The 24561-nt window shown below is 63.9% G+C and carries 25 protein-coding genes and 1 pseudogene; 10 read left to right on the forward strand and 16 right to left on the reverse strand.

All coding sequences use genetic code 11. The features are described 5' to 3' along the window. Positions 1 to 176 precede the first annotated feature (176 nt). Together EOD29_RS17790 and EOD29_RS17795 are read right to left on the reverse strand one after the other, a co-directional pair. Positions 177 to 782, reverse strand: a complete 606-nt coding sequence (locus tag EOD29_RS17790) for a DUF1236 domain-containing protein (RefSeq protein ID WP_066991818.1) — start codon at positions 780 to 782, stop codon at positions 177 to 179. 64 nt (positions 783 to 846) lie between these two features. Further along, positions 847 to 1941 (reverse strand): putative zinc-binding metallopeptidase, encoded by a 1095-nt coding sequence (locus EOD29_RS17795; RefSeq protein ID WP_127247339.1) that lies wholly within the window; start codon positions 1939 to 1941, stop codon positions 847 to 849. Between the two features lie 469 nt (positions 1942 to 2410). Here EOD29_RS17795 and EOD29_RS17805 point away from each other — a divergent pair, with 469 nt between their 5' ends. Further along, positions 2411 to 3208, forward strand: a complete 798-nt coding sequence (locus EOD29_RS17805; RefSeq protein ID WP_066991813.1) for a lytic transglycosylase domain-containing protein — start codon at positions 2411 to 2413, stop codon at positions 3206 to 3208. A gap of 113 nt (positions 3209 to 3321) precedes the next feature. Here the strand turns inward: EOD29_RS17805 and EOD29_RS17810 are convergent, their stop codons facing one another. Both EOD29_RS17810 and EOD29_RS17815 read right to left on the reverse strand, forming a co-directional pair. Then, positions 3322 to 3909 (reverse strand): hypothetical protein, encoded by a 588-nt coding sequence (locus EOD29_RS17810; RefSeq protein ID WP_245456919.1) that lies wholly within the window; start codon positions 3907 to 3909, stop codon positions 3322 to 3324. 166 nt (positions 3910 to 4075) lie between these two features. Continuing rightward, positions 4076 to 5299: an argininosuccinate synthase gene (locus EOD29_RS17815; protein WP_127247340.1), complete on the reverse strand. Its 1224-nt coding sequence runs from the start codon at positions 5297 to 5299 to the stop codon at positions 4076 to 4078. Between the two features lie 180 nt (positions 5300 to 5479). On the opposite strand from EOD29_RS17815, the gene EOD29_RS17820 reads away from it, so the two are divergent. Then, positions 5480 to 6121 (forward strand): LysE family translocator, encoded by a 642-nt coding sequence (locus tag EOD29_RS17820; protein ID WP_127247341.1) that lies wholly within the window; start codon positions 5480 to 5482, stop codon positions 6119 to 6121. Positions 6122 to 6135: 14 nt separating this feature from the next. On the opposite strand, the gene EOD29_RS17825 is transcribed toward EOD29_RS17820, so the two are convergent. Together EOD29_RS17825 and rlmN are read right to left on the reverse strand one after the other, a co-directional pair. Then, a complete protein-coding gene (locus EOD29_RS17825; protein WP_127247342.1) occupies positions 6136 to 6603 on the reverse strand; it encodes a hypothetical protein in 468 nt (155 codons plus the stop codon). After that, entirely contained in the window at positions 6600 to 7835 is a 1236-nt protein-coding gene (gene rlmN / locus EOD29_RS17830) for a 23S rRNA (adenine(2503)-C(2))-methyltransferase RlmN (protein WP_127247343.1), read from the reverse strand. The genes EOD29_RS17825 and rlmN overlap by 4 nt, the downstream gene beginning before the upstream one ends. 88 nt (positions 7836 to 7923) lie before the next feature. Between rlmN and EOD29_RS17835 the strand changes: the two genes are divergently transcribed. Next, complete coding sequence (locus tag EOD29_RS17835) at positions 7924 to 8361, forward strand: hypothetical protein (RefSeq protein ID WP_245460568.1); 438 nt, start codon at positions 7924 to 7926, stop codon at positions 8359 to 8361. A gap of 181 nt (positions 8362 to 8542) precedes the next feature. Continuing rightward, positions 8543 to 9888: pseudogene (locus EOD29_RS17840) on the forward strand (chloride channel protein). A gap of 98 nt (positions 9889 to 9986) precedes the next feature. Here the strand turns inward: EOD29_RS17840 and EOD29_RS17845 are convergent. The 4 genes from EOD29_RS17845 to EOD29_RS17860 all read right to left on the reverse strand — a co-directional run bounded on the left by EOD29_RS17845 (position 9987) and on the right by EOD29_RS17860 (position 11544). Then, on the reverse strand, positions 9987 to 10493 hold the full coding sequence (locus tag EOD29_RS17845) for an invasion associated locus B family protein (RefSeq protein ID WP_066991787.1): 507 nt from the start codon (positions 10491 to 10493) through the stop codon (positions 9987 to 9989). Positions 10494 to 10552: 59 nt separating this feature from the next. Beyond that, positions 10553 to 10762 (reverse strand): hypothetical protein, encoded by a 210-nt coding sequence (locus tag EOD29_RS17850; RefSeq protein ID WP_127247344.1) that lies wholly within the window; start codon positions 10760 to 10762, stop codon positions 10553 to 10555. Further along, positions 10759 to 11121, reverse strand: coding sequence for a YkvA family protein (locus tag EOD29_RS17855; protein WP_066991933.1), 363 nt, complete (start codon positions 11119 to 11121; stop codon positions 10759 to 10761). Before EOD29_RS17855 ends, EOD29_RS17850 begins: the two co-directional genes overlap by 4 nt. A 129-nt stretch (positions 11122 to 11250) precedes the next feature. Then, complete coding sequence (locus tag EOD29_RS17860; protein WP_066991930.1) at positions 11251 to 11544, reverse strand: 4a-hydroxytetrahydrobiopterin dehydratase; 294 nt, start codon at positions 11542 to 11544, stop codon at positions 11251 to 11253. A 49-nt stretch (positions 11545 to 11593) separates the two neighbouring features. On the opposite strand from EOD29_RS17860, the gene EOD29_RS17865 reads away from it, so the two are divergent. Beyond that, positions 11594 to 12112, forward strand: a complete 519-nt coding sequence (locus tag EOD29_RS17865) for a low molecular weight protein-tyrosine-phosphatase (protein WP_127247345.1) — start codon at positions 11594 to 11596, stop codon at positions 12110 to 12112. Here EOD29_RS17865 and thpR read toward each other — a convergent pair. Both thpR and EOD29_RS17875 read right to left on the reverse strand, forming a co-directional pair. Further along, the gene (gene thpR, locus EOD29_RS17870; protein ID WP_127247346.1) at positions 12016 to 12612 is read right to left on the reverse strand and encodes an RNA 2',3'-cyclic phosphodiesterase; all 597 of its coding nucleotides are present in this window, start codon (positions 12610 to 12612) and stop codon (positions 12016 to 12018) included. The two genes, EOD29_RS17865 and thpR, sit on opposite strands and share 97 nt — an antisense overlap. A gap of 121 nt (positions 12613 to 12733) precedes the next feature. Then, complete coding sequence (locus EOD29_RS17875) at positions 12734 to 13375, reverse strand: arylesterase (RefSeq protein WP_095799624.1); 642 nt, start codon at positions 13373 to 13375, stop codon at positions 12734 to 12736. Between the two features lie 84 nt (positions 13376 to 13459). Here EOD29_RS17875 and EOD29_RS17880 point away from each other — a divergent pair, with 84 nt between their 5' ends. The 4 genes from EOD29_RS17880 to EOD29_RS17895 all read left to right on the forward strand — a co-directional run bounded on the left by EOD29_RS17880 (position 13460) and on the right by EOD29_RS17895 (position 18372). Beyond that, positions 13460 to 14158 carry an ABC transporter ATP-binding protein gene (locus EOD29_RS17880; RefSeq protein ID WP_067323692.1) on the forward strand — a complete coding sequence of 233 codons (699 nt, stop codon included), beginning with the start codon at positions 13460 to 13462 and terminating at the stop codon, positions 14156 to 14158. After that, positions 14158 to 16698, forward strand: a complete 2541-nt coding sequence (locus tag EOD29_RS17885; protein WP_127247347.1) for an ABC transporter permease — start codon at positions 14158 to 14160, stop codon at positions 16696 to 16698. Before EOD29_RS17880 ends, EOD29_RS17885 begins: the two co-directional genes overlap by 1 nt. A gap of 244 nt (positions 16699 to 16942) precedes the next feature. Beyond that, complete coding sequence (locus tag EOD29_RS17890) at positions 16943 to 17683, forward strand: Bax inhibitor-1/YccA family protein (RefSeq protein WP_067323688.1); 741 nt, start codon at positions 16943 to 16945, stop codon at positions 17681 to 17683. Between the two features lie 113 nt (positions 17684 to 17796). Continuing rightward, positions 17797 to 18372: a GNAT family N-acetyltransferase gene (locus tag EOD29_RS17895; RefSeq protein ID WP_127247348.1), complete on the forward strand. Its 576-nt coding sequence runs from the start codon at positions 17797 to 17799 to the stop codon at positions 18370 to 18372. Here EOD29_RS17895 and EOD29_RS17900 read toward each other — a convergent pair. From EOD29_RS17900 to acnA, 4 genes are all read right to left on the reverse strand, one after another. Then, a complete protein-coding gene (locus EOD29_RS17900; protein ID WP_095779977.1) occupies positions 18369 to 18755 on the reverse strand; it encodes a DUF2794 domain-containing protein in 387 nt (128 codons plus the stop codon). The genes EOD29_RS17895 and EOD29_RS17900 overlap by 4 nt on opposite strands. A gap of 440 nt (positions 18756 to 19195) precedes the next feature. Then, complete coding sequence (locus EOD29_RS17905; RefSeq protein ID WP_127247349.1) at positions 19196 to 19777, reverse strand: GNAT family protein; 582 nt, start codon at positions 19775 to 19777, stop codon at positions 19196 to 19198. Positions 19778 to 19841: 64 nt separating this feature from the next. Further along, positions 19842 to 20630 carry a thioredoxin family protein gene (locus EOD29_RS17910; protein ID WP_127239847.1) on the reverse strand — a complete coding sequence of 263 codons (789 nt, stop codon included), beginning with the start codon at positions 20628 to 20630 and terminating at the stop codon, positions 19842 to 19844. Between the two features lie 354 nt (positions 20631 to 20984). Then, positions 20985 to 23675 carry an aconitate hydratase AcnA gene (gene acnA, locus EOD29_RS17915; protein ID WP_127247350.1) on the reverse strand — a complete coding sequence of 897 codons (2691 nt, stop codon included), beginning with the start codon at positions 23673 to 23675 and terminating at the stop codon, positions 20985 to 20987. A 283-nt stretch (positions 23676 to 23958) separates the two neighbouring features. On the opposite strand from acnA, the gene ccmA reads away from it, so the two are divergent. Next, a complete protein-coding gene (gene ccmA, locus EOD29_RS17920; RefSeq protein WP_127247351.1) occupies positions 23959 to 24561 on the forward strand; it encodes a heme ABC exporter ATP-binding protein CcmA in 603 nt (200 codons plus the stop codon).

Consider the following 24561-nt stretch of genomic DNA (forward strand, 5'->3'; position numbering starts at 1 on the left):
TTGACGGAGCCACCCTGCCCTCCTCGTCCAAGGCGAAGCAACGAGCGGAGCGAACCCCTGAAATCGTAGGTCGAAACCGGCGGCTGTCGAGCAGCTGCAGGTAGCCTGACCCAACCTTGACATTCTTCGAAAGTCGGCCGCCCGTTTCCCGACGGCCGCCTCTCGAATACCCTAGGTCAGCGCATCACATAGACGATGCGCCGTGTGCCCGGATCGACGAGCGCCGGCTGGTTGTTCACATAGACATAGCGGTAGTTGTAATCTGGGATCTCGCGCAGCTCGACCGTGTCGGGCAGCACCGCGCCGGTCACCACTTCGCCCTCGAGATAGACCGGTTCGACCCGGTGCGTGGTGACATAGGTGCCGACCTCGGCCGGCGGCCTGGCGATCGGCTCGATGGCGTCATCGCCGGAAACGATGGCGCCGGTGTAGGTGTCAGTGGTGTAGATATCATCGGTCGGCGGAGCCACGACGGCAATGCCGGCATCGGCCGGCCGGCGCGTCACCACAACACGGCTGCCGCCGAATTCGGCAGTCACATAGTCGGAATAAACCCAACCTTTGCCGCCGGCTTCGGCGATGGTGCACCATTTACTGCCTTCGATGCAGCCTCTGAGCGTCGCCGACTGGCCGGCAGCCAGCACGCCGATAACGGGATATTGCGGGCCAGGGCCGGCGCGGACATTCAGATCCGTCACTGCCGACACGGGCGTGTCGGCAAGCGCCGCGCCCGACATGGCAAGCAGCGCACCGGCAAGTGCCGGAAACAATAGACTTTTCATGATTTCTCTCCGTTCTCAACGCTCCCTCGGGCTCGAAAACGAACCAGAACCTTATGCGTTCCGGCTAAAGTGCCGTCGCCTGCTCACGAATTGTTCCATTTGTTTTGGGCAGGTCGGTCAAAAGCTGGTGAACGAAGGCCAGTTTTTGCGCCGTCACCTCCGAAATGACGAAGGGATAAAGGTCGGGCAGACCCATGCAGCGGTTGATCGAATTGGAGGCCTCCGACAGCACCAGCCAGCGGCCGAGGATCCTTTCGAACGGTTCCGGCGCCGGATCGGGTTCGGCGGGCTCCCGCAGCGGATCTCCCCCTGTATCGCCAGGCGGCAGGTCGTTGGCTTCCACTGTCTCCAGCCGGCCGAGCGGAAAATTCAGCGCATGCACCATCTCCAGCGTGTCCGTGATGTGCAGGTGGTGCGCCCAGGTCTCGGCCCAGTCTTCCCAGGGGTGGGACGCCGCATAGGCCGAGATGTGGCGCTGCTCCCAGTCCGGCGGCGCGCCCTTGGCGTAGTGGGCCTTCAGCGCTTGCTCGTAGTCAACCCGCTCGTCGCCGAACAGAGCGCGAAAGCTCGAAAGTCGCTCGGGATCGTCGCGGATCAGCCGGTCCCAGTAATAATGGCCGAGCTCGTGGCGGAAGTGACCGAGCAAGGTGCGGTAGTTCTCGCCCATCTCGACGCGCCGCCGCTCGCGCTCGGCGGAATCGGCCTCGGCGACGTTGAGGGTGATCCTGCCGTTGTCGTGGCCGGTCAGGATGCGCTCGCCGCCTGGTCCGCCGCCGATCGGATCGGCGAGGAAGTCGAAAGCGAGCCCGGCCTCGTCCTGCGGTCCGACCTTGGGCGCGACCGGCAAGCCGAAGGCAAGCAGCGAGTAGACGGCGCGTTTCTTGGCCGCCTCGACGCGGATCCAGCGCCGGCGGTTGCCCTCCACCGAAAGGTCGGGGATCAATTGGTTGAGCGCGCAAGCGCGGCAGAAAATCCTGCCCGGCTCGGCCCGCCAGTTGCAGGCGCACTCGTCGGCATTTCCGCATGGAACGGCGTCGCCGCCGGAAAGCACGAAACACGCCCGCTCCGGATCGTAAAGCACCAGGCTTGAACAGTTCAGGCATTGCGCGTTCTCGAAATAGAGACGGTGGCCGCAATGAGGGCAGTCGAACAGCTTCATCGGTCATCGAACCGCGGGAAAAAGGTCAACGAAGTTGGGCAACGCCCAAACGCCCGTCGCCGGCCGTCGTTCCGTTTCTATTTCGTCGCGAGCAGGGCGACGCCCCGCCTGGCCACGCTTTCGCCTGACAATGTCGCGCCGTAACAAAGCCTGGGTGAGCGGTCCGGCGACATGCGCGCCGGCGAAGAAGATCTTCTCCGCTACCGCCTGCATCAGTGTGGCGCGCGCTTCGGAACAGCCGGGATGGGCAGCCGCATAGGCGAGCCTGCGCCAATGATCACAAATATCGACGTCTTCCCTCAAGACACGCCACAATAAATCCTTGCGCCATAATTTATGCTTGATCGTGGGCAAATTCCCCGGCATTCGCCAGCTTCAAGCGCCGCGCAGCCCGCGCGGGCGGTGACAACCGGGCGCTTCACTGGCAGATTTGCAGCCGGGACGTGATTCAGGCAACCAGGAGAACGATATGGCATTTTTTGCCAAGGGAAGGATTTTCATGGCCGCCGTTGTGGCGGCTTTCGGGCTGGCGACAGGCGCGCAGGCCGCGGCCAGCTGCGGCAAGAACGGCGCCGGCTTCGACGCATGGAAACAGCAATTTGCCGCGGAAGCACAAGCCGAGGGCGTGGGCCAGAGGGGTCTGTCCGCGTTGGCCGGCGCGACTTACGCGACAAGGACGATCGCTGCCGACCGCGCGATCCACAAGGCTTTCAGCGGCTCGGTGGAAGCGTTCATGCAGCGTCGTGGCGGGGCCGCGATTATTTCCAAGGGCCGTGCGTTGAAGAAGCAGAACGCGGCGATGTTCGACAGGATCGAACAGACTTACGGCGTGCCGCCGGGCGTCCTGCTTGCGATCTGGGGCATGGAGACTGGCTTCGGCGCGTCGATGGGCAACCAGAACACGGTCTCCGCCATTCTGACGCTGGCCTATGATTGCCGCCGCCCGGACTATTTCACCCCCCATGCCATCGCCGCCCTGAAGCTGGTCGATCGCGGCGCGCTGACCGCCTCCTCGGTCGGCGCCATGCATGGCGAGATCGGCCATACGCAGTTCCTGCCCGGAAATGTTCTGAAGTATGGCGTCGGCAACGGAAATCTGCGCGACAGGAACACCGCGCTGGCTTCCACCGCCAACTTCCTCAAAGCCCATGGCTGGCAGGCCGGCGCGGGATATGAGGCGAATATGGGCGCCATCGCCGGCTGGAATTCGGCAAGCGTCTACCAGCAGGCCATCGCCCGCATCGCCGAGGCGATCGACGCCAACTGATGCAATATCTCCATTCCAACGAGAAGCCCGGCCTGCGCCGGGCTTTTTGTTACGGAGCAAGGATCAAAACCCAACCACCCGGAACGACCAGGTTCGATCTCATCACCTAACTCTCAATCGTTCGCGTAGCCGCTCAATGGACATTTCCGGGAAACGGGAATCTGGAAGGTACCGGTAGTGCCGTTGCAGGTACGGAATTTGGGGTTCCGCGGCGCTGAAGGAGCCGCCTTTGGCCTGTCCTCGATCACCGTCGGGACTCCGGCAGCTTGCGAGTAGCTGCCGCCTAAGGGGCATTTCTCGGAAGCGGCAACCTCGAAGGAGCCGGTGATAACATTTGAGCAGGTACGGAATTTAGAGTTCCGCGGCGCCGTTGTGGCCGCAGCAGCCGCCTTGGACTTGCCCTTGATGACCAACCAGATTTCGGTCGGTTGGTCGAGCTGCAGCCTGTTTATGTCGGAGTAGCTGATGCGGCCGCTGCGTATCCCCTCGGCTATGCGCTGGCAGAACAAGGCCGGCATGCGCTCCTGCGAGACGCCCATGAAGGAGGCGATTTCGTGCTTGAACGTGATGCTCCATAGATGGACAGCGGAGATGCACCCGTCCAAATTAGCCGCAGACGCCTGCTTCGTGGCTGCTTGCGAGGACCCGCACGTCATCAAGGTCAACGCCGTCGCGACCAGAAGAGAAATACTACTTTTCACTGTCAAAACCCCCGCATCCCGCTGGCGAACTTAATTGGAGCGGCGGAAAGGTCAAACGATAATTTCTCTGAAGTAGTCTGAACTTTTCTTAGATCAGATACGCGAAATAAAACCCGGCATCCCCGCCGGGTTTTTCCCGCTCATCTCAACTTTCGACGTTCGGAAATCATGTTTCGCGGTTCCTTGCCGCCAGCGTCCGCAACCGCAGCGCATTGAGACGGATGAAGCCGGCGGCGTCCTTCTGGTCGTAGGCGCCGCGATCATCCTCGAAGGTGACCAGCGCATCGGAATAGAGCGTCTTCTTCGACTTGCGGCCGGTGACGATGACATTGCCCTTGTAGAGCTTCAGCCGCACCGCGCCTTCGACGTCTTCCTGGCTCTTGTCGATCATCGCCTGCAGCATCACGCGCTCGGGCGAGAACCAGAAGCCGTTGTAGATCAGCTCGGCATAGCGCGGCATGAACTCGTCCTTGAGGTGCCCGGCACCGCGGTCGAGCGTGATCGATTCGATCGCCCGGTGGGCGGCGATCAGGATGGTGCCGCCGGGGGTTTCGTAGACGCCGCGCGACTTCATGCCGACGAAACGGTTTTCGACAAGGTCTAGGCGACCGATGCCGTTGTCGCGGCCGAGGTCGTTGAGCGCCGCCAGCATGGTAGCCGGCGACAGCTTCTTGCCGTTGAGCGCGATCGGATCGCCCTTCAGGAACTCGATCTCGATCTCGGTGACGACGTCCGGCGCGTCCATCGGCGAGACGGTGCGCTGGTGGACGAATTCCGGCGGCTCGCTCCACGGATCCTCGAGCACCTTGCCTTCCGAGGAGGAATGCAAAAGGTTGGCGTCGACCGAGAACGGCGCATCGCCGCGCTTGTCCTTCGGCACCGGGATCTGGTGCTGCTCGGCGAAGTGGATGAGATCGGTGCGCGACTTGAACGACCAGTCCCGCCACGGCGCGATGACTTTGATGTCGGGGTTCAGCGCGTAAGCCGAAAGTTCGAAGCGGACCTGGTCGTTGCCCTTGCCGGTGGCGCCATGCGCGATGGCGTCGGCACCGGTTTCTTTGGCGATCTCGACCAGGTGCTTGGAGATCAGCGGCCGGGCGATCGAAGTGCCGAGCAGATATGTACCTTCATAGACGGCGTTGGCGCGGAACATCGGGAAGACGAAGTCCGAAACGAATTCCTCGCGCACGTCGACGATGCGGATGTCCTTGATGCCCATCATCTCGGCCTTGCGGCGCGCCGGCTCCAGCTCGCCGCCCTGGCCGAGATCGGCGGTGAAGGTGACGACTTCGGCGCCGAGCTCGGTCTGCAGCCATTTCAAGATGATGGAGGTGTCGAGGCCGCCGGAATAGGCGAGCACGACTTTCTTGACGTCTTTGGTCTTGGACATTTTGGCGGTTCCGCGGGAAGATGGCTTCGCGGGCGAGGTATCACGGCCGTTCCGGGCGGCGCAAGAGACGAACAGATGCCCGCCGATGGCACAGGCTGGGCCAGATGTTTGCCTGGGCAGACGCTGGCGACGCAAAAATCGCCGCGCTATAGAGCTGCGCGATCCACTCCGAGGCGACCCATGTCCTTCATTCCCGACACTTCGACGCTCATCCAGTTCGCGATCGCCACGCTCATCCTGGCGATCACGCCGGGACCGGACATGACGCTGTTCGTGTCGCGCACGCTGAGCCAGGGCCGAGCCACCGGCTTCGCCTCGATGGCAGGCGCGCTCACCGGCACGTTGGTCCACACCACACTGGTGGTGGTCGGCGTCTCGGCGCTGATCGTGGCCTCTCCCATGGCCTTCTTTGCGCTGAAGATTTTCGGCGCCGGCTATCTGGTGTTTTTAGCCTGGCAGGCGGTGACCAAAGGCTCGGCCTTTTCGCCGGAGAAGAAGACCGGACCGCAAATCTCGCTGTTCCGCAGCTGGGCGGCCGGGCTCGGGGTCAACCTCCTCAATCCGAAGATCATCCTGTTCTTCATGACCTTCCTGCCGCAATTCGTCTCCGTGCACGATTCGAACGCGCCCGGAAAACTGTTCTTCCTCGGCATCACATTCATCGTGCTGTCGATCCCGGTGACGGCGCCGATGGTGCTCGCGGCGGAGAAATTCGCGGCGGCGATGAAGGCGAGCCCGCGCGTCACGCGCGTGGTCGATTATCTGTTCGGCGGCGTGTTCTCGGCCTTCGCGCTCAAGATCCTGACGGCACAGGCGAAGTAAAGCCCGCGCCGAGCTCAGGGCTCCAGATCGGGCAGCGCCTCGCGGCGCCAGCTTCCGGCCCAGCGGCCGGCAGAGAGCCAATAGAAGATGCCGCCGACCATGCCGCTGCCGATCAGCGCGAGCCTGACATTGTTGTCGGCGACATCGAAATCGCCGTCGCCGATGTTATGCGCGAAGCCGAGGAAGACGACAGCGATGACGGCGCCGCCCAGCGCATAGAACAGCCAGTCGCGGCGGCCGAGCACTTCCGCGATCAGGATGACGATCGCTGCCGGCATGAAGCCGAAATAGGCGACGAACAATGCCAGGAAAGGCACCGAATAATAGAGCGCGGGCGCGATCGTCTGATGTCCGGGCTCCGGCGCATAGCCGAAATAGCCGAGGAACAGCACGTTGAGAAAGGCGCTCGCCGCCAGCGAGGCGATCACATAGCCGATCAGGATGGCGGCGAAGCGGACGAGATAGGCGATGATACGCTTCACGCCTCGCCGTGCCCCGCGATCATCATCGCTTCAAGCGCCAGCCGGTCGACCTTGCGCATGCGTTCCGATTCCGACTTGAGCTGGCCGCAGGCGGCGAGGATGTCGCGGCCGCGCGGCGTGCGGATCGGCGAGGCGTAGCCGGCATTGTTGATGTAGTCGGCGAACTTCTCGATCGTCTCCCAGTCCGAGCACTGATAGTTGGTGCCGGGCCACGGGTTGAACGGGATCAGGTTGATCTTGGCTGGAATGCCCTTGAGCAGCTTGACCAGCGCCTTGGCGTCCTCGAGGGAATCGTTGACGTCCTTCAGCATCACATATTCGAAGGTGATGCGGCGGGCGTTGGAGAGACCCGGATAGGCGCGGCAGGCAGCGATCAGCTCCTTCAGCGGATACTTCTTGTTGATCGGCACCAGCAGGTCGCGCAGGTCGTCATTGGTGGCATGCAGCGAGATCGCCAGCATAACGCCGATCTCCTCGCCGGTGCGGGCAATCTCCGGCACGACGCCCGAGGTCGACAGCGTGATGCGTCTTTTCGACAGGGAAAGTCCGTCGCCGTCGGAAGCGATCAGCAGCGCCTTCTTCACCGCCTCGAAATTGTAGAGCGGCTCGCCCATGCCCATCATGACGATGTTGGACACCTTGCGGCCCTCGGCCGGCACAATGGCGCCGTCCGGCGTGTCGCGGTCGGGGAAGTCACCGAGGCGGTCGCGCGCGGTGAGCAGCTGCGCCAGGATTTCTTCCGTCGTCAGATTGCGCACCAGCTTCTGCGTGCCGGTGTGGCAGAAAGAGCAGGTCAGCGTGCAGCCGACCTGCGAGGAGATGCAGAGCGTGCCGCGGCCTTCCTCCGGAATATAGACGGTCTCGATCTCGACCGGACGGCCGGCGCCGCGCGGCGGAAAGCGAAACAGCCATTTGCGCGTGCCGTCGGAAGAGATCTGCTCCTCGACGATGTCGGGCCGCGCAACGGTGAAGTGCTTATCGAGCTCGGCGCGCAGATCCTTGGAGATGTTGAACATATGGGCGAAGTCGGAGACCCCGCGCACATACATCCAGTGCCAGAGCTGCTGGGCGCGCATCTTCGCCTGGCGCTCCGGCACAATGCCGGCGTCAACCAGAGCGGCGCCAAGCTCGGCGCGCGTCAGGCCGATCAGCGACGGCCTTTCGGCCGGCGTGGCGCGGGCGCGCAAGGCGTCGCGGGCGCCTTCGGCGGTCAGATCGAATGAAAGGGTCATGGTTGCGCCAATATAAGCGGTTTGCGGCCGATTTCAGCATTGTGCCTGAAATGAAGCGCGGCGCATAGCACAGCTTGCGGCCGGAGTCATGTCGGCGGCAGAGGCGGCCGGTGTCGCTATTCCCGCCTCGGGTGAGATCACATATTCGTGTTGGCGTAACAGCTCGAAGCGCACCCGCGAACCTGAAAGGGGCGACTATGCCCTTGCAGAAATGGGAGTACGCGGAATGCATTCGATCAAGCTTGTTGCCGTCGCCGGTCTCGCAAGCCTTTTTGCCTCGCAGGCGTTCGCCGAGGATACGATGGGCACGATGACCATGATGAAGGGTGGGCAAGTGACGGCGATCATGCCCGACGGCCATATGGGCACCATGATGCCTGACGCCAAGATGAGCGCCGAAATGATGAAGATGGCGAAGCCGATCAAGCATTGCATGATGATAATCACCGACGCCAAAGGCAAAGCCTACATGATCGATACGTCGACCAAGAAGGCCCAGGCCGAATGTGAAAAGATGGCGATGTGAGAATGGTGGGACTCGCCAGCCCTGCTGCCCGCCGGCGCAGGCCGGCGGGATATCCAAACCGCGGTCCTGCCCTGGCTCCTCGAACTCCGATTTTCGTCGCTCGCCTCGACCTGACCTGACCTAGCAGGCTTGATCCTCCCTCTCAGTGTGCTAGGGGCGGGTCATCACCCAGAGGACAGGCATGGCCGGCATATCGCGTAGATACCCGATGCTGCGGCGCTCGCAGGCTATGTGGGCGTCCCGCCGCGTCTGGCAGCCGCGCCTTGTGTTCTGGGCCGGCGCCATCTCGATCGGCTTGATCAGCGTGCTGTTCGCCCTGCTGGCCGACCGGGCGCAGGCGCTGTTCCACGTCGTCACCGGCGGCGATAGCGGCAGCTGGCGCTTTTATCTGCCGCTGGTCATGACGCCCGCGGGCTTCGTGATTTGCGCCTGGCTTGCCCATTCCTTCTTTCCGGGATCGCAAGGCAGCGGCATTCCGCAGGCGATCGCCGCCCGTCACCTGCGCGATGACGAGGATCGCGGCCATCTTCTTTCGCTGCGCCTGGCAGGGGCAAGGTTGCGCTTACCGTCATCGGTCTCGCCTGCGGCGGATCGATCGGCCGCGAGGGCCCGACGGTGCAGGTCGGCGCCTCACTCATGCTTCAGGCGGCGCGCTGGGGCGGCATGGCGCAGGCGCGCGGCCTGATCCTGGCCGGCTCGGCTGCCGGCGTCGCCGCCGCCTTCAACACGCCGCTCGCCGGCATCGTCTTCGCCATCGAGGAGATGGGTCGCGCCTATGAGTCACGGACCAACGGGCTGGTGCTGACGGCGGTGATCCTCGCCGGCCTCGCCTCGCTCGGCCTGCTCGGCAACTACACCTATTTCGGCGTCGCCAGGGACACGGTGGCCTTCGCCACCGACTGGCCGCTGGTGATTGCCTGCGGCGTCATCGGCGGCGGCTTCGGCGCGCTGTTTTCGCTGTTGGCGCTGAGGATCACGCGGCGCGTCCGACGCTGGAATGGCCTGCAGCCATTGTGGCGCGCGCTGCTCGTGGCAGGCATCTGCGGCTTGGCGGTTGCCGCGATCGGTCTCGTCTCGGGCGGCCTTACCTTCGGAACCGGCTACGCTCAGGCCCGCGGCGCCGTCGAAGGCGCGCCGCTACCCGCGTTCTTCTTCCTGGAAAAATTCGCGGCCGGCGTGCTGTCGATGGTGTCGGGCATTCCGGGCGGCATCTTCGCGCCGTCGTTGGCGGTGGGCGCCGGTCTCGGCAGCACGCTTGGCCTGGCGTTCGGCGCCGGAACAGGCCTCGCCGCGCTGCTCGGCATGGCCGGTTATTTCGCCGGCGTCGTGCAGGCGCCGATGACGGCCTTCGTCATCATCCTCGAAATGACCGGCAACCACGACAACGTCATCGCGCTGATGTGCGCGGCGATGCTGGGCTACGGCACGGCGCGACTGATCTCCAACGAGCCGCTCTATCACGCGCTGTCACGCGTGTTCATCGCCGAGGCGATCAGGCGGCGCAGGGCCGTCGAGCAGCAAGGCTGAATGGCGAGCTTGGCGCTGTCGCCTTATTCGCTTGTCCCTGGCAGCACTTGCGGGAGGCGGACTTCCATATTGCCATCCTCCACCAAGGGAGCCTCAGCCTATTTGCACTTGGCGATCGAGGCCAGCGCGGCCGAGATGCCCTTCAGAGAAAAGACGTAGGAAGTCGGGTTGCCGCGACCGGACTTCGCCTGCACCTTCATGTCGGTACCCGTCTTCATGGCGGCGATCAGCACCGGCTCTTCAGCGGCGTTCTCGACCCAGGCCGACTTGCCGCGGGTGAACATCGAGAAGGACTTCTTGTCGATGGTGACGGTGGCCTTGGAGCCTTCCTGGAAGTTGTAGCCGGCGATGAACTGCGGCTCATAGGACACCTGCTGCCCGGGCCGTTGGCTGACGAAGAAGAACATGTCGCCATGGTCGAGCTTTGGCGGCTGCTTGTCGGTCGGCACCGTCAGCACATAGCAGACCTTGCCGCCTGCCGACTGATAGCTGTAGGTGCCCCAGGCGTTGTGCTGGCCGATCTTGGTCGCCTGCTGCGCCAGCGCCGGCGCCGCGAAGGCGGCCGCCAGGACCAGGCTGGAAACTGTAGCAATCAATCCGCGCATCGTTCTTCCCGTATTCCGAAATGGTGCGGAGGCGGGTCGCATGGCGTCCTGCCGTCGCTTCATTTTGATTTAATCAGGGTTACCAAACGGTGAATTTTTCCCAACAAAAGGAACTCACCCCAGGAAACCGCCGCGATTCGCGCCGCCGCTTCCACGCGGCGGTCGCGATGTCCCGGCGCGAACTTGGAGGGCACGAAAGCGGCAAGAGTTTGTCTTTTCGCGCGGGCGGTTTCGCGGTTTCGTTGTGGCGAAAAGTCAGCCAGGATCAACCTTTGTCGGCGAGGGCGTCCCTGGCGGCCTGCCGGTGCGCCGGGGTGATATGGGCGCTGACGGCGGTGATTGCCGCGGTGAGCACGGCAAGGTCATCGGTGAACCCGAGACCGAGCACGAAGTCGGGGATGAAATCCACCGGCAGCACGAAATAGCCGAGCGCGGCAAGCAGGGTACCCTTGGTGCGCAGCGGCGTGTCCTTGTCCATGGCACAATAGTAGGCGGCGACCACCTCTTCCATGAACGGGATCTGCCGGGCAGCCTTCTTGGCCGTGCGCCAGAACTTCTCGCGCACCTCGCCTTCGCCGGCGAGCCTGTCGCCGAAGCCAAAGAAATCGAAACGGGATTCCTGCGCCATCAATCTCTCCTCGGCCACGCGCCAGCTTGCGTTGCGGCCACCGCGGAAGATGTGGTGAAAGCGGCACCCCCCTGCAAGGTCTCCACCGTTGCCAGCCCGGCAAATCGGAATCGGACTTATCGGCAGTCGTCAGCCGAAATAGCGGTTCATCCGCTTCGCCAGTTCGATGTCGAGCGCCGTGACGCCGCCGGCGTCATGCGTGTTCAGCGTGACGTCGACGGTCTTGTAGACGTTCGACCAATCGGGGTGGTGGTCCATCTTCTCGGCGGCCAGCGCCACGCGGGTCATGAAGGCGAAGGCCTCGGAGAAGTTCTTGAAGCCGAAGCTGCGCTTGATGGAGGCGCCGTCGGCCGCCAGCGACCAGCCTTCGAGTTCCGCCAGCGCTGCGGTGATCGCTTCCTTGTTGAGTTTTTCCCTGGTCATGTCGGGTTCCCGTGCTATTCGGAGGTATTCCAACCATAGCGCCGGATCGATGAGCGCAAAGCCCATAAAATCCATTCTGTTCGTCTGCCTCGGCAACATCTGCCGCTCGCCCTTGGCCGAAGGCGTCTTCCGCGCCGTGTGGGCCGAGCGCGGGGAAGGTCGGGACATCCTGCTCGATTCGGCCGCGACCAGCGGCTGGGAGGTCGGCTCCGCGCCCGATCCGCGTTCGATCGCGGTTGCCACAAGGCACGGCATCGACATTTCCGCGCAAAAGGCGCGCAGGATAGCGCTGGACGATTTCTCGCGCTTCGACCTGATTCTCGGCATGGACCGGACAAATGTGCGCGATCTGAAGGCGTTAGCGCCGCAGGCCACGCGCGACCGCGTCCATCTCTTCCTGGAGTTTGCCAGCGGAAATGCGCGCGATGTGCCGGACCCTTACTACGAAGACCAGCAGGCCTTCGTTTCGGTCTACCGCATGATCCGCGAGGCGTCGGAGGCGCTGGCGAAGCGGCTGGAAGCGAGCGGATCGGCGCCAACCAGCGGCCAGGCTTCCTCGACGATGTAGGGGCCGCCGCCGACCGAATCGCGCGACGACATCAAGACGAAGCGGCCGACCCGGAAGGGCAGCGTGGAAAAGTTGCCGCGCGCCGACAGATATTGCGCGACGTCCGCCGGGCTCGAATTGCGCAGGCGCGCGAGCGTCACATGCGGCGAGAATTTGCGCGGATCGGCCGGCAGGCCGAGCCGCTGGCAGATGCGGTCGACCTCGCCCTGCAGCGCCACCAGGTCCGGCGAGGCGGACACGCCGGCCCATACGGCGTGCGGCTTCTTGCCGCCGAAAGCGCCCACGCCGGAGAGCGCCAGGGGGAAGGAGGGACGGTTGACGCGATCGAGCGCATTGGCGATGTCGTCGGCGATATGGCCCTCCACATCGCCGATGAAGCGCAGCGTCAGATGATAGTTTTCGACGTCGATCCAGCGGGCTCCGGGCAGGCCGCCCCGGAGCAGCGAGAGTGAAAGCGCGGCATCACGCGGAATTTCGAGGGCGGTGAAAAGACGCGGCATGGGAAGCCTCCTGTCCTCGAATCGAAACTCTCGCCCCTAGCGAATCATCGATAGCCATGCGGGGCAAGCGGTTTGTTGTCCACAAGCTTTCCCCTGGGGAAACCGTGGCGTTTTGGTCCCATCACGCGCCGCCCTTGGCGGCGATGGCTTTTTCCACGACCGGTAGAATGCCTTTGACCATGACGTCTATTCCCTTCGGGTTGGGATGAAGACCGTCCTCCAGCTGCATGGCCGGGTGGCCGGCGACCCCGTCAAGAAAAAACGGATAGAGCGGAACGGCGTATTTCGCGGCAAGCTTCGGGTAGATGGCGTCGAAGGCCTTCTGGTACTCGGCGCCCAGATTGGGCGCTGCAAGCATGCCTGCCAGGAGCACCGGAATGTTCCGCTGCTTCAACTTGGCCAACATAGCGTCGAGATTTTTCTCGGCGATCTCGGGCGACACGCCGCGCAGCATGTCGTTGGCGCCGAGCTCGAGGATGACGAGCCCGGTGCCGTCGGGCACCGACCAGTCGAGCCGCGCGAGGCCGCCGCTTGTGGTGTCGCCGGAAACGCCGGCATTGCCGACGGCGACGTCGAGGCCTTTTGCCTTCAAGGCCGCCTGCAATTTATCGGTGAAGCCCTCATCGGGACCAAGGCTGAACCCCGCCATCAGGCTGTCGCCGAAGCCGACGATCTTGAACGTATCGGCGCGCGCCGGCGAAATAGCGCCGCAAACCGCCAGGAGAAGAGTGAGGGCTGCGGCAGCTGAGTGTTTGAAAGCCATGCGGCGAGCCCCATATGACCGACACGATTCATGCAAAGGAGACATTTTTTGCCTCCTTCTTCCACCATATAGGGCGCATTCATTGTGACAGAAGCCGTCATCGCATTGAGGGATGTCTCGCTGACGCTGGGCGAGGGCGCCTCCTCCGTCCATGTGCTGAAGGGCGTCAGCCTCGATGTGGCCGCCGGCGAAGCCACCGGCATCGTCGGCCCGTCGGGATCCGGCAAGTCCACCTTGCTGATGGTTCTGGCCGGGCTGGAAAGGGTCGATTCGGGCACGGTGCGGATCGCCGGCGAATTGCTCAACGGCAAAAGCGAGGACCAGATTGCTTCGTTTCGAGGGCGAAACATCGGCATTGTCTTCCAGTCCTTCCACCTCATCCCCAACATGACGGCGCTCGAGAATGTCGCGGTGCCGCTGGAGCTCGCCGGGCACAACGACCCGTTCGGCGTGGCCGCACAGGAACTCGCGGCGGTCGGCTTGAGCGACCGCGTGACGCACTATCCGGGAGAGCTTTCGGGCGGCGAGCAGCAGCGCGTGGCGATCGCCAGGGCGCTGGCGCCCTCGCCGCGCATCCTCATTGCCGACGAGCCGACCGGCAACCTCGACCAGGCGACGGGAAAGCAAATCGCCGACCTCCTCTTCGCCAAGGCGGCCGAGCGCGGCATGACGCTGGTGCTGGTCACGCATGATCCGGCGCTTGCGGGCCGCTGCTCGCGTCAGGTGTCGATGCGCTCGGGACGCATCGAGGACGCGCCAAGACAGGCTAGGGTGCCGGCCTGATGCGGACTTTGAGGCTGGCCCTCCGCTTCTCGCTGCGCGAGATGCGCGGCGGCCTGTCCGGCTTCATGATCTTCCTCGCCTGCATCGCGCTTGGCGTCGCGGCGATCGGCGGCGTCAATTCGGTGGCGCAGGCGATTACCGCCGGCGTCGCCAACCAGGGCCAGACGCTGCTCGGCGGCGACCTGCGCTTCCAGATCAACCAGCGCAGCGCTTCGGACGCCGAGCTCGGCTTCATCAAGAGCCTCGGCACGGTCTCGCTGAATTCCGGCATGCGCTCGATGGCGCGGCTCGAGGACGGCTCCGACCAGGCGCTGGTCGAAGCCAAGGCGGTCGACGACGCCTATCCGCTTTACGGCACGCTGGAGACCGATCCGCAGCTGCCCAGGAATGAATTGTTCGGCGAAAGATCCGGCATCTTCGGCGCCGCCGCGCCCGCTCTCTTGTTCGATCGCCTCAATCTGCATATCGGCGACCGCTTGAAGCTTGGCGGCGCAACGTTCGAGCTGAGGGCCCGATTGGTCAGCGAACCCGACGCGATTTCCGACGGTTTCGGCTTCGCGCCGCGGCTGATGATTTCGCACGACGGGCTGGTCGCGTCAGGGCTGGTTCAGCCCGGCAGCCTGGTCGAGAACGCCTATAAGATCCGACTGCCCGATGGCGCGAGCGAGGCGCGGATCAAAGGCATTCAAGCCGAAGCGGCGAAGGACTTTCCGCAGGCCGGCTGGTCGATCCGCACGCGCAGCAACGCAGCCCCGGCGCTTTCCGCCAACATCCAGCGCTTCTCGCAGTTCCTGACGCTGGTCGGGCTGACGGCGCTTGTGGTCGGCGGCGTCGGCGTGGCGAATGCGGTCCGCGCCTATCTCGACGGCAAGCGCGGCGTCATCGCCACCTTCAAGAGCCTCGGCGCCTCCGGGGGCTTCGTCTTCGCCATCTATCTCGTGCAGATCCTTTTGATTGCCGGCCTCGGCATCGTGCTCGGCCTGATCCTGGGTGCGGCAATGCCGTTCGTGGCGAGCGCGCTCCTGCAGTCGGTCATTCCGGTGCCGGCGCAAGGCGGCTTTTATCCCGGCGCGCTTGCGATGGCGGCACTGTTCGGCCTTTTGGTGACGCTGGCCTTCGCGCTGCTGCCGCTCGGCCGCGCCCGCGACGTGCCGGCAACGGCGCTGTTTCGCGAGATGGGGTTCGAAAGCCGCGGCCTGCCGCGCCTGCCCTATGTCGGCGCCGCGCTGACGATCGTGCTCGCGCTGGCGGCGCTCGCCATCCTTTCCGCCGACGATCGGCGCATCGCCTCGATCTTCGTCGGCGCCACCGTCTTTGCCTTCCTGGTGCTGCGGCTGGTGGCGGCGCTGGTCCAATGGCTGGCCCGGCGAAGCCCGCGGCTGCGGTCGGTCTCTCTCAGGCTGGCGCTCGGCAATATCCATCGGCCCGGCGCGCTGACGCCATCGGTGGTGCTGTCGCTCGGGCTCGGCCTGACGCTGCTGGTGACGCTGGCGCTGATCGACGGGAATCTCAGACGCCAGATCTCCGGCAGCCTGCCGGAGCGGGCGCCGAACTTCTTCTTCGTCGACATCCAGAGCAGCGATGTCGATGCCTTTGCCGGCCTGGTCGAAAAGGAAGCGCCACAAGGGATGCTGCTCAAGGTGCCGATGCTGCGCGGCCGGATCATGGCGCTCAACGGCATCGACGTCGACAAGGTGAAGGTCCCCACCGACGGCGCCTGGGTGCTGCGCGGCGACCGCGGGCTGACCTATGACGCAAAGCAGCCGGAAAACGCTACGCTGACCGAAGGCAAATGGTGGCCGCAGGACTATTCCGGCGAGCCGCTGGTGTCGTTCTCGGCCGAGGAAGGCAAAGCGATCGGGCTGAAGCTCGGCGACACGGTCACGGTCAACGTGCTCGGCCGCAACGTGACGGCAAGAATAGCCAGCTTCCGCCAGGTCGAGTGGGAAACCATGGGTATCAATTTCGTCATGATCTTCTCGCCCAATACGTTCGCCGGCGCGCCGCATGGCTGGCTGGCGACGCTGACCGACCGAAAGGCCACCACGGCCGACGACGCGCGGCTGCTCAACGCGGTCACCCGCGCCTTTCCGGCAGTGACGACGGTGAGGGTCAAGGACGCGCTCGACATCGTCAACCGGCTGGTCGCGCAGCTGGGCACTGCGATCCGCGCCGCAGCCGGCGTGGCGCTGATCGCCTCCGTGCTGGTGCTCTCCGGGGCTTTGGCCGCCGGCAACCGGGCGCGCATCCACGACGCGGTGGTGCTGAAGACGCTCGGCGCGACAAGGAGGACGCTGATTGCGGCCTTCTCGCTGGAATATGTGCTGATCGGTCTTGCGACCGCGCTGTTCGCGCTTGCCGCGGGCGGCGTCGCGGCGTGGTTCGTGGTGGCCCGCATCATGACGCTGCCGTCGCACTTCATGCCGGAAGTTGCGGTGGCGACGATCCTCGTCTCGCTCGCCGTCACCGTCGGCATCGGCCTTGCCGGCACCTGGCGGGTGCTTGGCCACAAGGCGGCGCCGGTGCTGCGCGAGCTTTGATCCGGCAGCGCCCTTCGGTGGCCTGTCTGCGTTAAATCTTGGTAAGAATGCCGGCGGGAAAAGGCTGAAAATCGGGCTTTTGCCTTCTCACGAAGCGTTACCGCTCGTTACCGTCTTGTTCTTGAGGTCGAGAACGCTCATATTTCGCGCTAGGCATGCTGGAGTCCCGCCAGCGGCGCCTGGTCCAAGGAGGTCGCTCCAAGGACCTGTCACCGGACGGGGCAGAAGCAATAGAGGATTTCCAATGGCTGATCCCATTCGCAACTACCAGACGTCCGCCGCCTCCGGCGCGCGCGTCGATATCGATCAGGGCCTGCGGGCCTATATGATCAAAGTCTATAACCTGATGGGGCTTGGCCTGCTCATCACAGGCATTGCCGCCTGGGGCGCATTCCAGCTGGCCGTCACCGGCGACGGCCAGCTCACCGCCTTCGGCCAGCTCATCTATGCTAGCGCGTTCCGCTGGGTCGTTATCCTGGCGCCTCTCGCTGCCGTGATGTTCCTGTCCTTCAGGATCCAATCGATGAGCGTGGCTGCGGCGCAGACCACATTCTGGGTTTATGCCGGCCTTGTCGGCCTGTCGCTGTCGACGATCTTCCTCGTCTACACCGGCACCAGCATCACCCAGACCTTCTTCGCCACGGCCGCGGCCTTCGGCGGCCTGTCGCTCTACGGCTACACGACCAGGCGCGACCTGAGCGCGTTCGGCTCGTTCCTGATCATGGGCGTGATCGGGCTGCTGATCGCGATGGTCATCAACATCTTCCTGGCGTCGTCGGCGCTGGCCTTCGCCATTTCGGCGATCGGCGTGCTGGTGTTCGCGGGCCTCACCGCCTACGATACGCAGCGCATCAAGGAGATGTATTTCGAGGGTGACGTCGCGGATGTCGCCGGCCGCAAGGCGATCATGGGCGCCCTGCAGCTCTATCTCGACTTCATCAACCTGTTCATGTTCCTGCTGCAGTTCATGGGCGACCGCCGCTAAACGGTAGCCGTCCGGCTGGACCATAGACTTCGGAAAGGGCGACCCAACGGCCGCCCTTTCCTTTTGTGCGCTCCTCTGCTGATATTGAGGCAACAGGAAGAACTGCACAATTTATGAGCAATCTCGCGATCAGAGCCTCTACAGAGGGCGACCTCGACCGAATCACCGAAATCTATGCGGACGCGGTCACGCACGGCACCGCGAGCTACGAACTGGAGCCGCCCAGCCGCGCCGAAATGGGCAGTCGATTCGAAAGCTTGGCACGAGGCGGCTTTCCCTATCTTGTGGCTGAAAGGGAGGGCGTCGTGCTCGGCTACGCCTATGCCGGACCGTTCCGGCCCCGGCCCGCCTATCGCTTCACCGTCGAGGACTCGGTCTATGTGGCGCCCGAGGCCAAGGGCCAGGGCATCGGCCGCCTGCTGATGCTGGCGCTCATCGAGGCGGCACGCCTGGCCGGCTTTCGCCAGATCGTCGCGGTGATCGGCGACGGCCATGCCGACAGCGCCTCGGTGCGCCTGCACGAGAAGCTCGGCTTTCGTCACTCCGGGCGCCTGGAAGGCTCCGGCTACAAGCATGGGCGCTGGCTGGACACCGTGTTCATGCAGCTGCCGCTCAACGGCGGCGCGGAAGTGCCGCCGGATCCGGAGTCACTGCCGGAGCGGAGATTTCGCGGCAAATTGGATAGTTAAGCTTCGACCAGCTTCAGCTTGGGATCGAATACGCCGAGCACGCGGCCGAGTTCCTGGCCGCGCTTGAGGATGCGTCCGCCGGCGGCGATGACGGCGAAGGCGCCCTGTCGGCGCGCCAATTTCGGGTCCTTGACGATCTGGAACAGCGGCACTTCGCTGGCGCGGCGGAAGACCGAAAAGACAGCGCGATCGGAAAGATGGTCGATCGCATAGTCGCGCCATTCATTGGCCGCCACCATGCGTCCGTAAAGCCTTAGGATCTGGTCGAGCTCGCGCCGGTCGAAGCGCACCGGCTGGTCGAGGCGTGCGCTGCGCGCCTCATGCAGCGGGATCAGTATTCCGGATGCTTCCCCATCCTCCGTCCCGCTGCTGTGATCGGTCATGCCGCGATCCTTCGATTGAATCTTGCGCCGGCCAAGGTTCGCGCTTTCGCGGCCGAATTGCAAGGGCCGGCGAAGCAGGCTTGCGGCCCGCCGTTTCCGAAAGGTCCAGTCACGTTTGCAAAACGCGTGTTGGAATTGGTGATGCTCTGCCACATTGTCGCCACAAATTATCCGCGCTCATGCCCCAATGTCCGACGAGTTTACCCGCGTTGCCTGAGACGGTTCGGTCCGGCACCGGCTCGTAAACCCCAAGCCCCCCGCCCACGGGTCAGCGTCGGATCGAACCAACCTCGGTTTTTCCTTGGAAAAATCAGGTGCGACGATCCCAAAACCTGAATAACCGGCGTCAGAAGCAAGCTGACGCCGGTTTTTTCATGCCTGTCCGCTCTGGCCCGCCGGCCCCTGTCTCGCGGCCAGGCGGGCGTCATCACAATGCACGATCAGGGAATGAGAGCTGGAACCGCTGCGCTGGATGAGCGACCAGTCCTAAGGAGCGCATACAGGATCTCATCGCGCCAGACGCCGCCGACACGCAGATGATCACGCAGTAGGCCTTCGCGCCCGAATCCGAGTTTCTCGACCAATTTGCGCGACGGGGTGTTGTTGGGATCGATGAACGCCTGCAGACGGTGCAGGCCGAGATCGTCGAAACAGAAGTCGAGCATCGCCGAGACAGCCTCGGTGGCCATGCCCCGGCTCTGATATGCGGGGTTGATGAAATAGCCGATGGCCGCACGCTTGTTGCGGATATGGCCATCGTGATAGCTGACGAGGCCGAGGCAGCGGTCAGTCTCAATGTCGGCGACCGCCCAGTGCCGATGGTAGGACGGGGTGCAGGTGACATATCTGAGCACGGTGCGCTCGGTCTCGGTCCGCTTGGTGTGGACTGGTGCGTTCCAAAACCGCATCGCCTCCGGGTCGGCAAAGCATTCGTGCATCGCATCCGTGTCCTCAGCCCTGAACTGACGCAGGCGTAGCCGCGTCGTCAGGAGAATCGGGTGCGGCTCGGGTCGCTTTGCCATGGATGCTCTGCTTCGTGAGCCCCGGCCGGCTTTCGTCGGCGATCAGGTTTTGTCAGCAGAGCCGTCAGAGCCGGTCAGGCTTGCGGATGAGCGCGGCGCCGAGAATCGGTCCCGGGACGCCGTCCTTGCCGACGGACTGCAGCAGCACGGCACAGCCGCCCTTCTTCGCAATCTCCGTCATCGGCAGCTCGTAACGCTGCGCCTTGCCGTTCCACATGCCGGCGATCTGGATGTCGGAAACGGCGTTCCAATAGGTCATGTTGCGGCCGCTGTTTTCGCCCTGGCCGATCTTCACCATCTGCGGCGGATCGAAATAGACGATCACCACATGGGCGTCGGTCGGCCCATTGCCGGCATCGCCGGCGTCAATCATGACCCGATCGCTGGTGCGGCTCACCTTGATGCCGACCCGCATGCCCTCGCCGGTCCTGTCCATGCGGGCCAGCGCGCCGTCTATCTCCTTGCGGTTGGCGCCGTTGACATGGCTGCGGCCGTTGATGACGGCTTGCGGGGTGTAGACCGAACGGCTGCCGAAGGCGCGCATATAGTCATACTGCCGCTCGGTGTTCTCTTTGTTGCTCAGCGTGTCCTGCCAGCCCAGGTAGTCCCAGTAATTGACGTGATAAGCGAGCGCGACGACATTTTCCTTCGCCGCCAGCTCGGCAAAGAATTCATCGGCCGGCGGACAGGAGCTGCAGCCCTGGCTGGTAAACAACTCGACGACGCCCAAAGGCTTTTCAGTCTGGGGCTTGCCGGTCGCGGCTTTCTCAAGCTCGGCTGCTGAGGCCACGCGGCTCAACGCCGTGAGGACCAGCGCAACTGCCGTAAGCCGCAATGGTCCTCGCAATGCCATGACCGTTCCAATTCCCGCCGGTCACGCCGGCCTTGTTCTGGTTGCTAAAATATGTGGCAGAACGGACAGTCAACGGGAAGTCACGTTGCGGTGAAATTTTGTCGCCGCGACCGTAGGTAAGGCGGCGACAGGAGGGGCCACTGCATTCTTCGACCCGGTTCGATTTTCGGGACCGCATCGCCGCGAAGGGGTAAGTTTGCTGCTGCCGGAGGATTTCTATTGCGCGCCGATCGGACTTGGACTTTGAGCCGGGCCGGAGAATGCTTGGCCTGCCGCAGTTTGATTAGGACGTCAGTAGGCACTAGGCAGTGGGAGAATCTCCCCCTGCCTATGCCTACCGCCTATTCCCTGTCGCTACGCAGCCAAATCGCGCAGCACGTATTGCAGGATGCCGCCGTTCTTGAAGTAGTCGAGTTCGTCCAGCGTATCGATGCGACAGATGATCGGCACGTTCTTCAGCGTACCGTCGCCATAGGTGACCTTGGCCGTCATCTTCTGGCGCGGCTTGATGGCATCCAGGCCGTCGATCTCGACCAGCTCGTCGCCCTTGAGGTTGAGGGAAGCCCATGAGGTGCCGTCCTCGAAGACGAAGGGGATGACCCCCATGCCGACCAGGTTCGAGCGGTGGATGCGCTCGAAGGACTGGGCGATGACGGCGCGGACACCAAGGAGGTTGGTTCCCTTGGCTGCCCAGTCGCGCGAGGAGCCGTTGCCATATTCGACGCCGGCGAAGATGACCAGCGGCACGCCTCCCTTCTTGTATTCCATGGCGGCATCGTAGATCGACATCTCCTCCTTCGAGGGATAGTGGATCGTGTAGCCGCCTTCGCGGCCGTTCTCGCCCAGCATGTGGTTGCGGATGCGGATGTTGGCGAAGGTGCCGCGCATCATCACCTCATGGTTGCCGCGCCGCGTGCCGTACTGGTTGAAGTCGGCGACGCCGACGCCGTGCTCGGTAAGGTACTTGCCTGCCGGCGAAGCCGCCTTGATCGAGCCGGCCGGCGAGATGTGGTCGGTGGTGATCTTGTCGCCGAAGAGACCAAGCACGCGCGCGCCCTTGATGTCGCCCACTTTGCCGAAGCCGCGGCCCATGCCGGCGAAATAAGGCGGGTTCTGCACATAGGTCGAATGATCGTCCCAGGCATAGGTCTGGCCTTCCGGCGCCTTCACCTTCTGCCAATATTCGTCGCCCTTGAAGACGTCGGCATATTTGCGGGCGAAAAGCTCGCGCGTGACGTTCTTCTCGATGAACTCCTGGATCTCGGCCGAGGTCGGCCAGATGTCCTTGAGATAGACCGGCTTGCCGTCGCTGCCCTCGCCGAGCGGCTCGGTGGTGAGGTCCTTGGTGACGGTGCCGGCCAGCGCATGCGCCACCACCAGCGGCGGCGAGGCGAGATAGTTCGCCTGGACGTCCGGAGAAACCCGGCCTTCGAAGTTGCGGTTGCCGGACAACACCGCGGCAGCAATCAGGCCTTTGTCGTTGATGGTCTTGGAGATCGGCGCCGGCAGCGGGCCGGAATTGCCGATGCAGGTGGTGCAGCCGAAGCCGACCAGGTTGAAGCCGATCTGGTCGAGTTCCTTCTGCAGGCCGGATTTCTCGAGATATTCGGCGACCACCTGGCTTCCGGGCGCCAGCGAGGTCTTCACCCACGGCTTCTGCTTCAGGCCGCGCCGGTTGGCATTGCGAGCCAACAGGCCGGCGCCGATCAAGACGCTTGGGTTGGAGGTGTTGGTGCACGAAGTGATGGCGGCGATCACGACGTCGCCATGGCCGAGATCGTGAGCGGTGCCTTCGACGGCGTAACGCTTCGAGATCTCGACGGCCTTTTTGTACTCGGTCTCCATCGCCTTGGCGAAGCCGGCGGGAATATCCTGCAGCGCGACGCGGCCTTCCGGGCGCTTCGGGCCGGCCATCGACGGCACGACGTCGCTGAGATCGAGCTCGAGCAGATCGGTAAAGACCGGATCGGCCGAGCCGGCGTCGCGCCACATGCCCTGCGCCTTGGAATAGGCCTCGACCAGCGCGATGCGGCTTTCCTCGCGGCCGGACATTGTCAGATAGCGGATGGTCTCGCTATCGACCGGGAAAAAGCCGCAGGTGGCGCCATATTCCGGCGCCATGTTGCCGATGGTGGCGCGGTCGGCCAGCGTCATGTTGGAGAGGCCTGGGCCGAAGAACTCGACGAACTTGCCGACGACGCCCTTCTTGCGCAGCATCTGGGTGACGGTGAGCACCAGGTCGGTGGCGGTGACGCCTTCCTTGAGCTTGCCGGTGAGGCGGAAGCCGATCACTTCCGGCAGAAGCATGGAGACCGGCTGGCCAAGCATTGCGGCCTCGGCCTCGATGCCGCCGACGCCCCAGCCGAGTACGCCCAGGCCGTTGATCATGGTGGTGTGCGAATCGGTGCCGACACAGGTGTCGGGATAGGCTGTGGTCTCGCCCTCTTCCGCGTTGGCCCACACCACCTGTCCCAGATATTCGAGATTGACCTGGTGGCAGATGCCGGTGCCCGGCGGCACGACGCGGAAGTTGCGGAAGGCCTGCTGGCCCCACTTCAGGAACTTGTAGCGCTCCTCGTTGCGCTCATATTCGAGCTCGACATTGCGGGCGAAGGCCATCGGCGTGCCGAATTCGTCGACGATGACGGAGTGGTCGATGACGAGATCCACAGGCACCAGCGGGTTGATCTTCTCCGGATCGCCGCCGAGCGCCCTGATGCCGTCGCGCATGGCCGCGAGATCGACAACGGCCGGAACGCCGGTGAAATCCTGCATCAGCACGCGGGCCGGGCGGTAGGCGATCTCGACGCCGGCAGTGCCCTTGTCGGTGAGCCATGCCGCGACCGCCTGGATGCTTTCCTTGGTGACCGAGCGGCCGTCTTCGTTGCGCAGCAGGTTCTCCAGCAGCACCTTCATCGAATAGGGCAGCTGGGCAATGCCGCCAAGGCCGTTTTTCTCCGCCTCTGCGAGGTCGAAATAGACATAGTCCGCGCCACCCACGGTCAGGGTGCGGCGGCAGTTGAAACTATCGAGGGATTTCGTCACGGCGATCCGTCCTTGTCTGTTCAGCCTGAAAGGGAACGGACGCCGTTGGCATGCAATCACGCGCAAAGGTGCGGGTACGGCCATTTCCGCTGTCCGCTCCCGAGCAACCCGAGCCGTTGAAGGCGGCGCGTGCGCTGGTTCGGCGCTAATTCTGTTCCCGCGCCGACCGCTGGCACGGATGAACCGCATATAGAGAATTTTCTGGAATAGTTCTAGACAGTCGAAAAGCAAATTTGTGCGATGCGGCGGCGGCCGCGAAACGGTGCTTTCGGGACGGGCAAGGATGCGGCTGATCGCCGAAAATCTGGGCGGCGAGCGCGGCGGCGAGACGGTTTTTTCCGGTATCGAGTTCGCCCTCGAAACGGGCGAGGCACTCGTCGTCACCGGGCCGAACGGCGCCGGCAAATCGACCCTTTTGCGGGTCATCGCCGGCTTGCTGCCGCCGGCCGAAGGCAAGGTGAAGGTCGAGGGCGGCGGCGACGAGTTTCCATCGGTCGCTTCGGCCTCGCACTATCTCGGCCATCTCAATGCGATGAAGACGGCATTGAGCGTCGAAGAAAACCTGGGCTTCTGGCGCGCCTTCCAGGGCGAGGCTGGTTTGAGCGTGGGGCAGGCGCTGGAGACGGTCGGATTGGACGGGCTCGGGCACCTGCCGTTCGGCTACCTTTCGACCGGGCAAAGGCGGCGCGCGTCGATCGCGAAGCTCCTGGTCAGCCGCCGGCCGGTCTGGCTGCTCGACGAACCGACCGCTGGGCTGGACAAGGCTTCGGAGGAACGATTCGCGGGATTGATGAGAGGGCATTGCCGAGAGGGAGGCATCATCGTGGCGGCCACGCATTTGCCGCTCGGGCTCGAGGGAGCAAAGACGTTGAGGATGGATGACTGA

Source organism: Mesorhizobium sp. M1A.T.Ca.IN.004.03.1.1, from assembly GCF_003997555.1.
Taxonomy (GTDB): Bacteria; Pseudomonadota; Alphaproteobacteria; order Rhizobiales; family Rhizobiaceae; genus Mesorhizobium.

Bases quoted from the DNA above. Each gene is read 5' to 3' on its own strand.
- EOD29_RS17790 (WP_066991818.1), bottom strand. From the start codon at position 782: ATGAAAAGTCTATTGTTTCCGGCACTTGCCGGTGCGCTGCTTGCCATG.
- EOD29_RS17795 (WP_127247339.1), bottom strand. From the start codon at position 1,941: ATGAAGCTGTTCGACTGCCCTCATTGCGGCCACCGTCTCTATTTCGAG.
- EOD29_RS17805 (WP_066991813.1), top strand. From the start codon at position 2,411: ATGGCATTTTTTGCCAAGGGAAGGATTTTCATGGCCGCCGTTGTGGCG.
- EOD29_RS17815 (WP_127247340.1), bottom strand. From the start codon at position 5,299: ATGTCCAAGACCAAAGACGTCAAGAAAGTCGTGCTCGCCTATTCCGGC.
- EOD29_RS17820 (WP_127247341.1), top strand. From the start codon at position 5,480: ATGTCCTTCATTCCCGACACTTCGACGCTCATCCAGTTCGCGATCGCC.
- rlmN (WP_127247343.1), bottom strand. From the start codon at position 7,835: ATGACCCTTTCATTCGATCTGACCGCCGAAGGCGCCCGCGACGCCTTG.
- EOD29_RS17835 (WP_245460568.1), top strand. From the start codon at position 7,924: ATGTCGGCGGCAGAGGCGGCCGGTGTCGCTATTCCCGCCTCGGGTGAG.
- EOD29_RS17845 (WP_066991787.1), bottom strand. From the start codon at position 10,493: ATGCGCGGATTGATTGCTACAGTTTCCAGCCTGGTCCTGGCGGCCGCC.
- EOD29_RS17855 (WP_066991933.1), bottom strand. From the start codon at position 11,121: ATGGCGCAGGAATCCCGTTTCGATTTCTTTGGCTTCGGCGACAGGCTC.
- EOD29_RS17860 (WP_066991930.1), bottom strand. From the start codon at position 11,544: ATGACCAGGGAAAAACTCAACAAGGAAGCGATCACCGCAGCGCTGGCG.
- EOD29_RS17865 (WP_127247345.1), top strand. From the start codon at position 11,594: ATGAGCGCAAAGCCCATAAAATCCATTCTGTTCGTCTGCCTCGGCAAC.
- thpR (WP_127247346.1), bottom strand. From the start codon at position 12,612: ATGCCGCGTCTTTTCACCGCCCTCGAAATTCCGCGTGATGCCGCGCTT.
- EOD29_RS17875 (WP_095799624.1), bottom strand. From the start codon at position 13,375: ATGGCTTTCAAACACTCAGCTGCCGCAGCCCTCACTCTTCTCCTGGCG.
- EOD29_RS17885 (WP_127247347.1), top strand. From the start codon at position 14,158: ATGCGGACTTTGAGGCTGGCCCTCCGCTTCTCGCTGCGCGAGATGCGC.
- EOD29_RS17890 (WP_067323688.1), top strand. From the start codon at position 16,943: ATGGCTGATCCCATTCGCAACTACCAGACGTCCGCCGCCTCCGGCGCG.
- EOD29_RS17895 (WP_127247348.1), top strand. From the start codon at position 17,797: ATGAGCAATCTCGCGATCAGAGCCTCTACAGAGGGCGACCTCGACCGA.
- EOD29_RS17900 (WP_095779977.1), bottom strand. From the start codon at position 18,755: ATGACCGATCACAGCAGCGGGACGGAGGATGGGGAAGCATCCGGAATA.
- EOD29_RS17905 (WP_127247349.1), bottom strand. From the start codon at position 19,777: ATGGCAAAGCGACCCGAGCCGCACCCGATTCTCCTGACGACGCGGCTA.
- EOD29_RS17910 (WP_127239847.1), bottom strand. From the start codon at position 20,630: ATGGCATTGCGAGGACCATTGCGGCTTACGGCAGTTGCGCTGGTCCTC.
- ccmA (WP_127247351.1), top strand. From the start codon at position 23,959: ATGCGGCTGATCGCCGAAAATCTGGGCGGCGAGCGCGGCGGCGAGACG.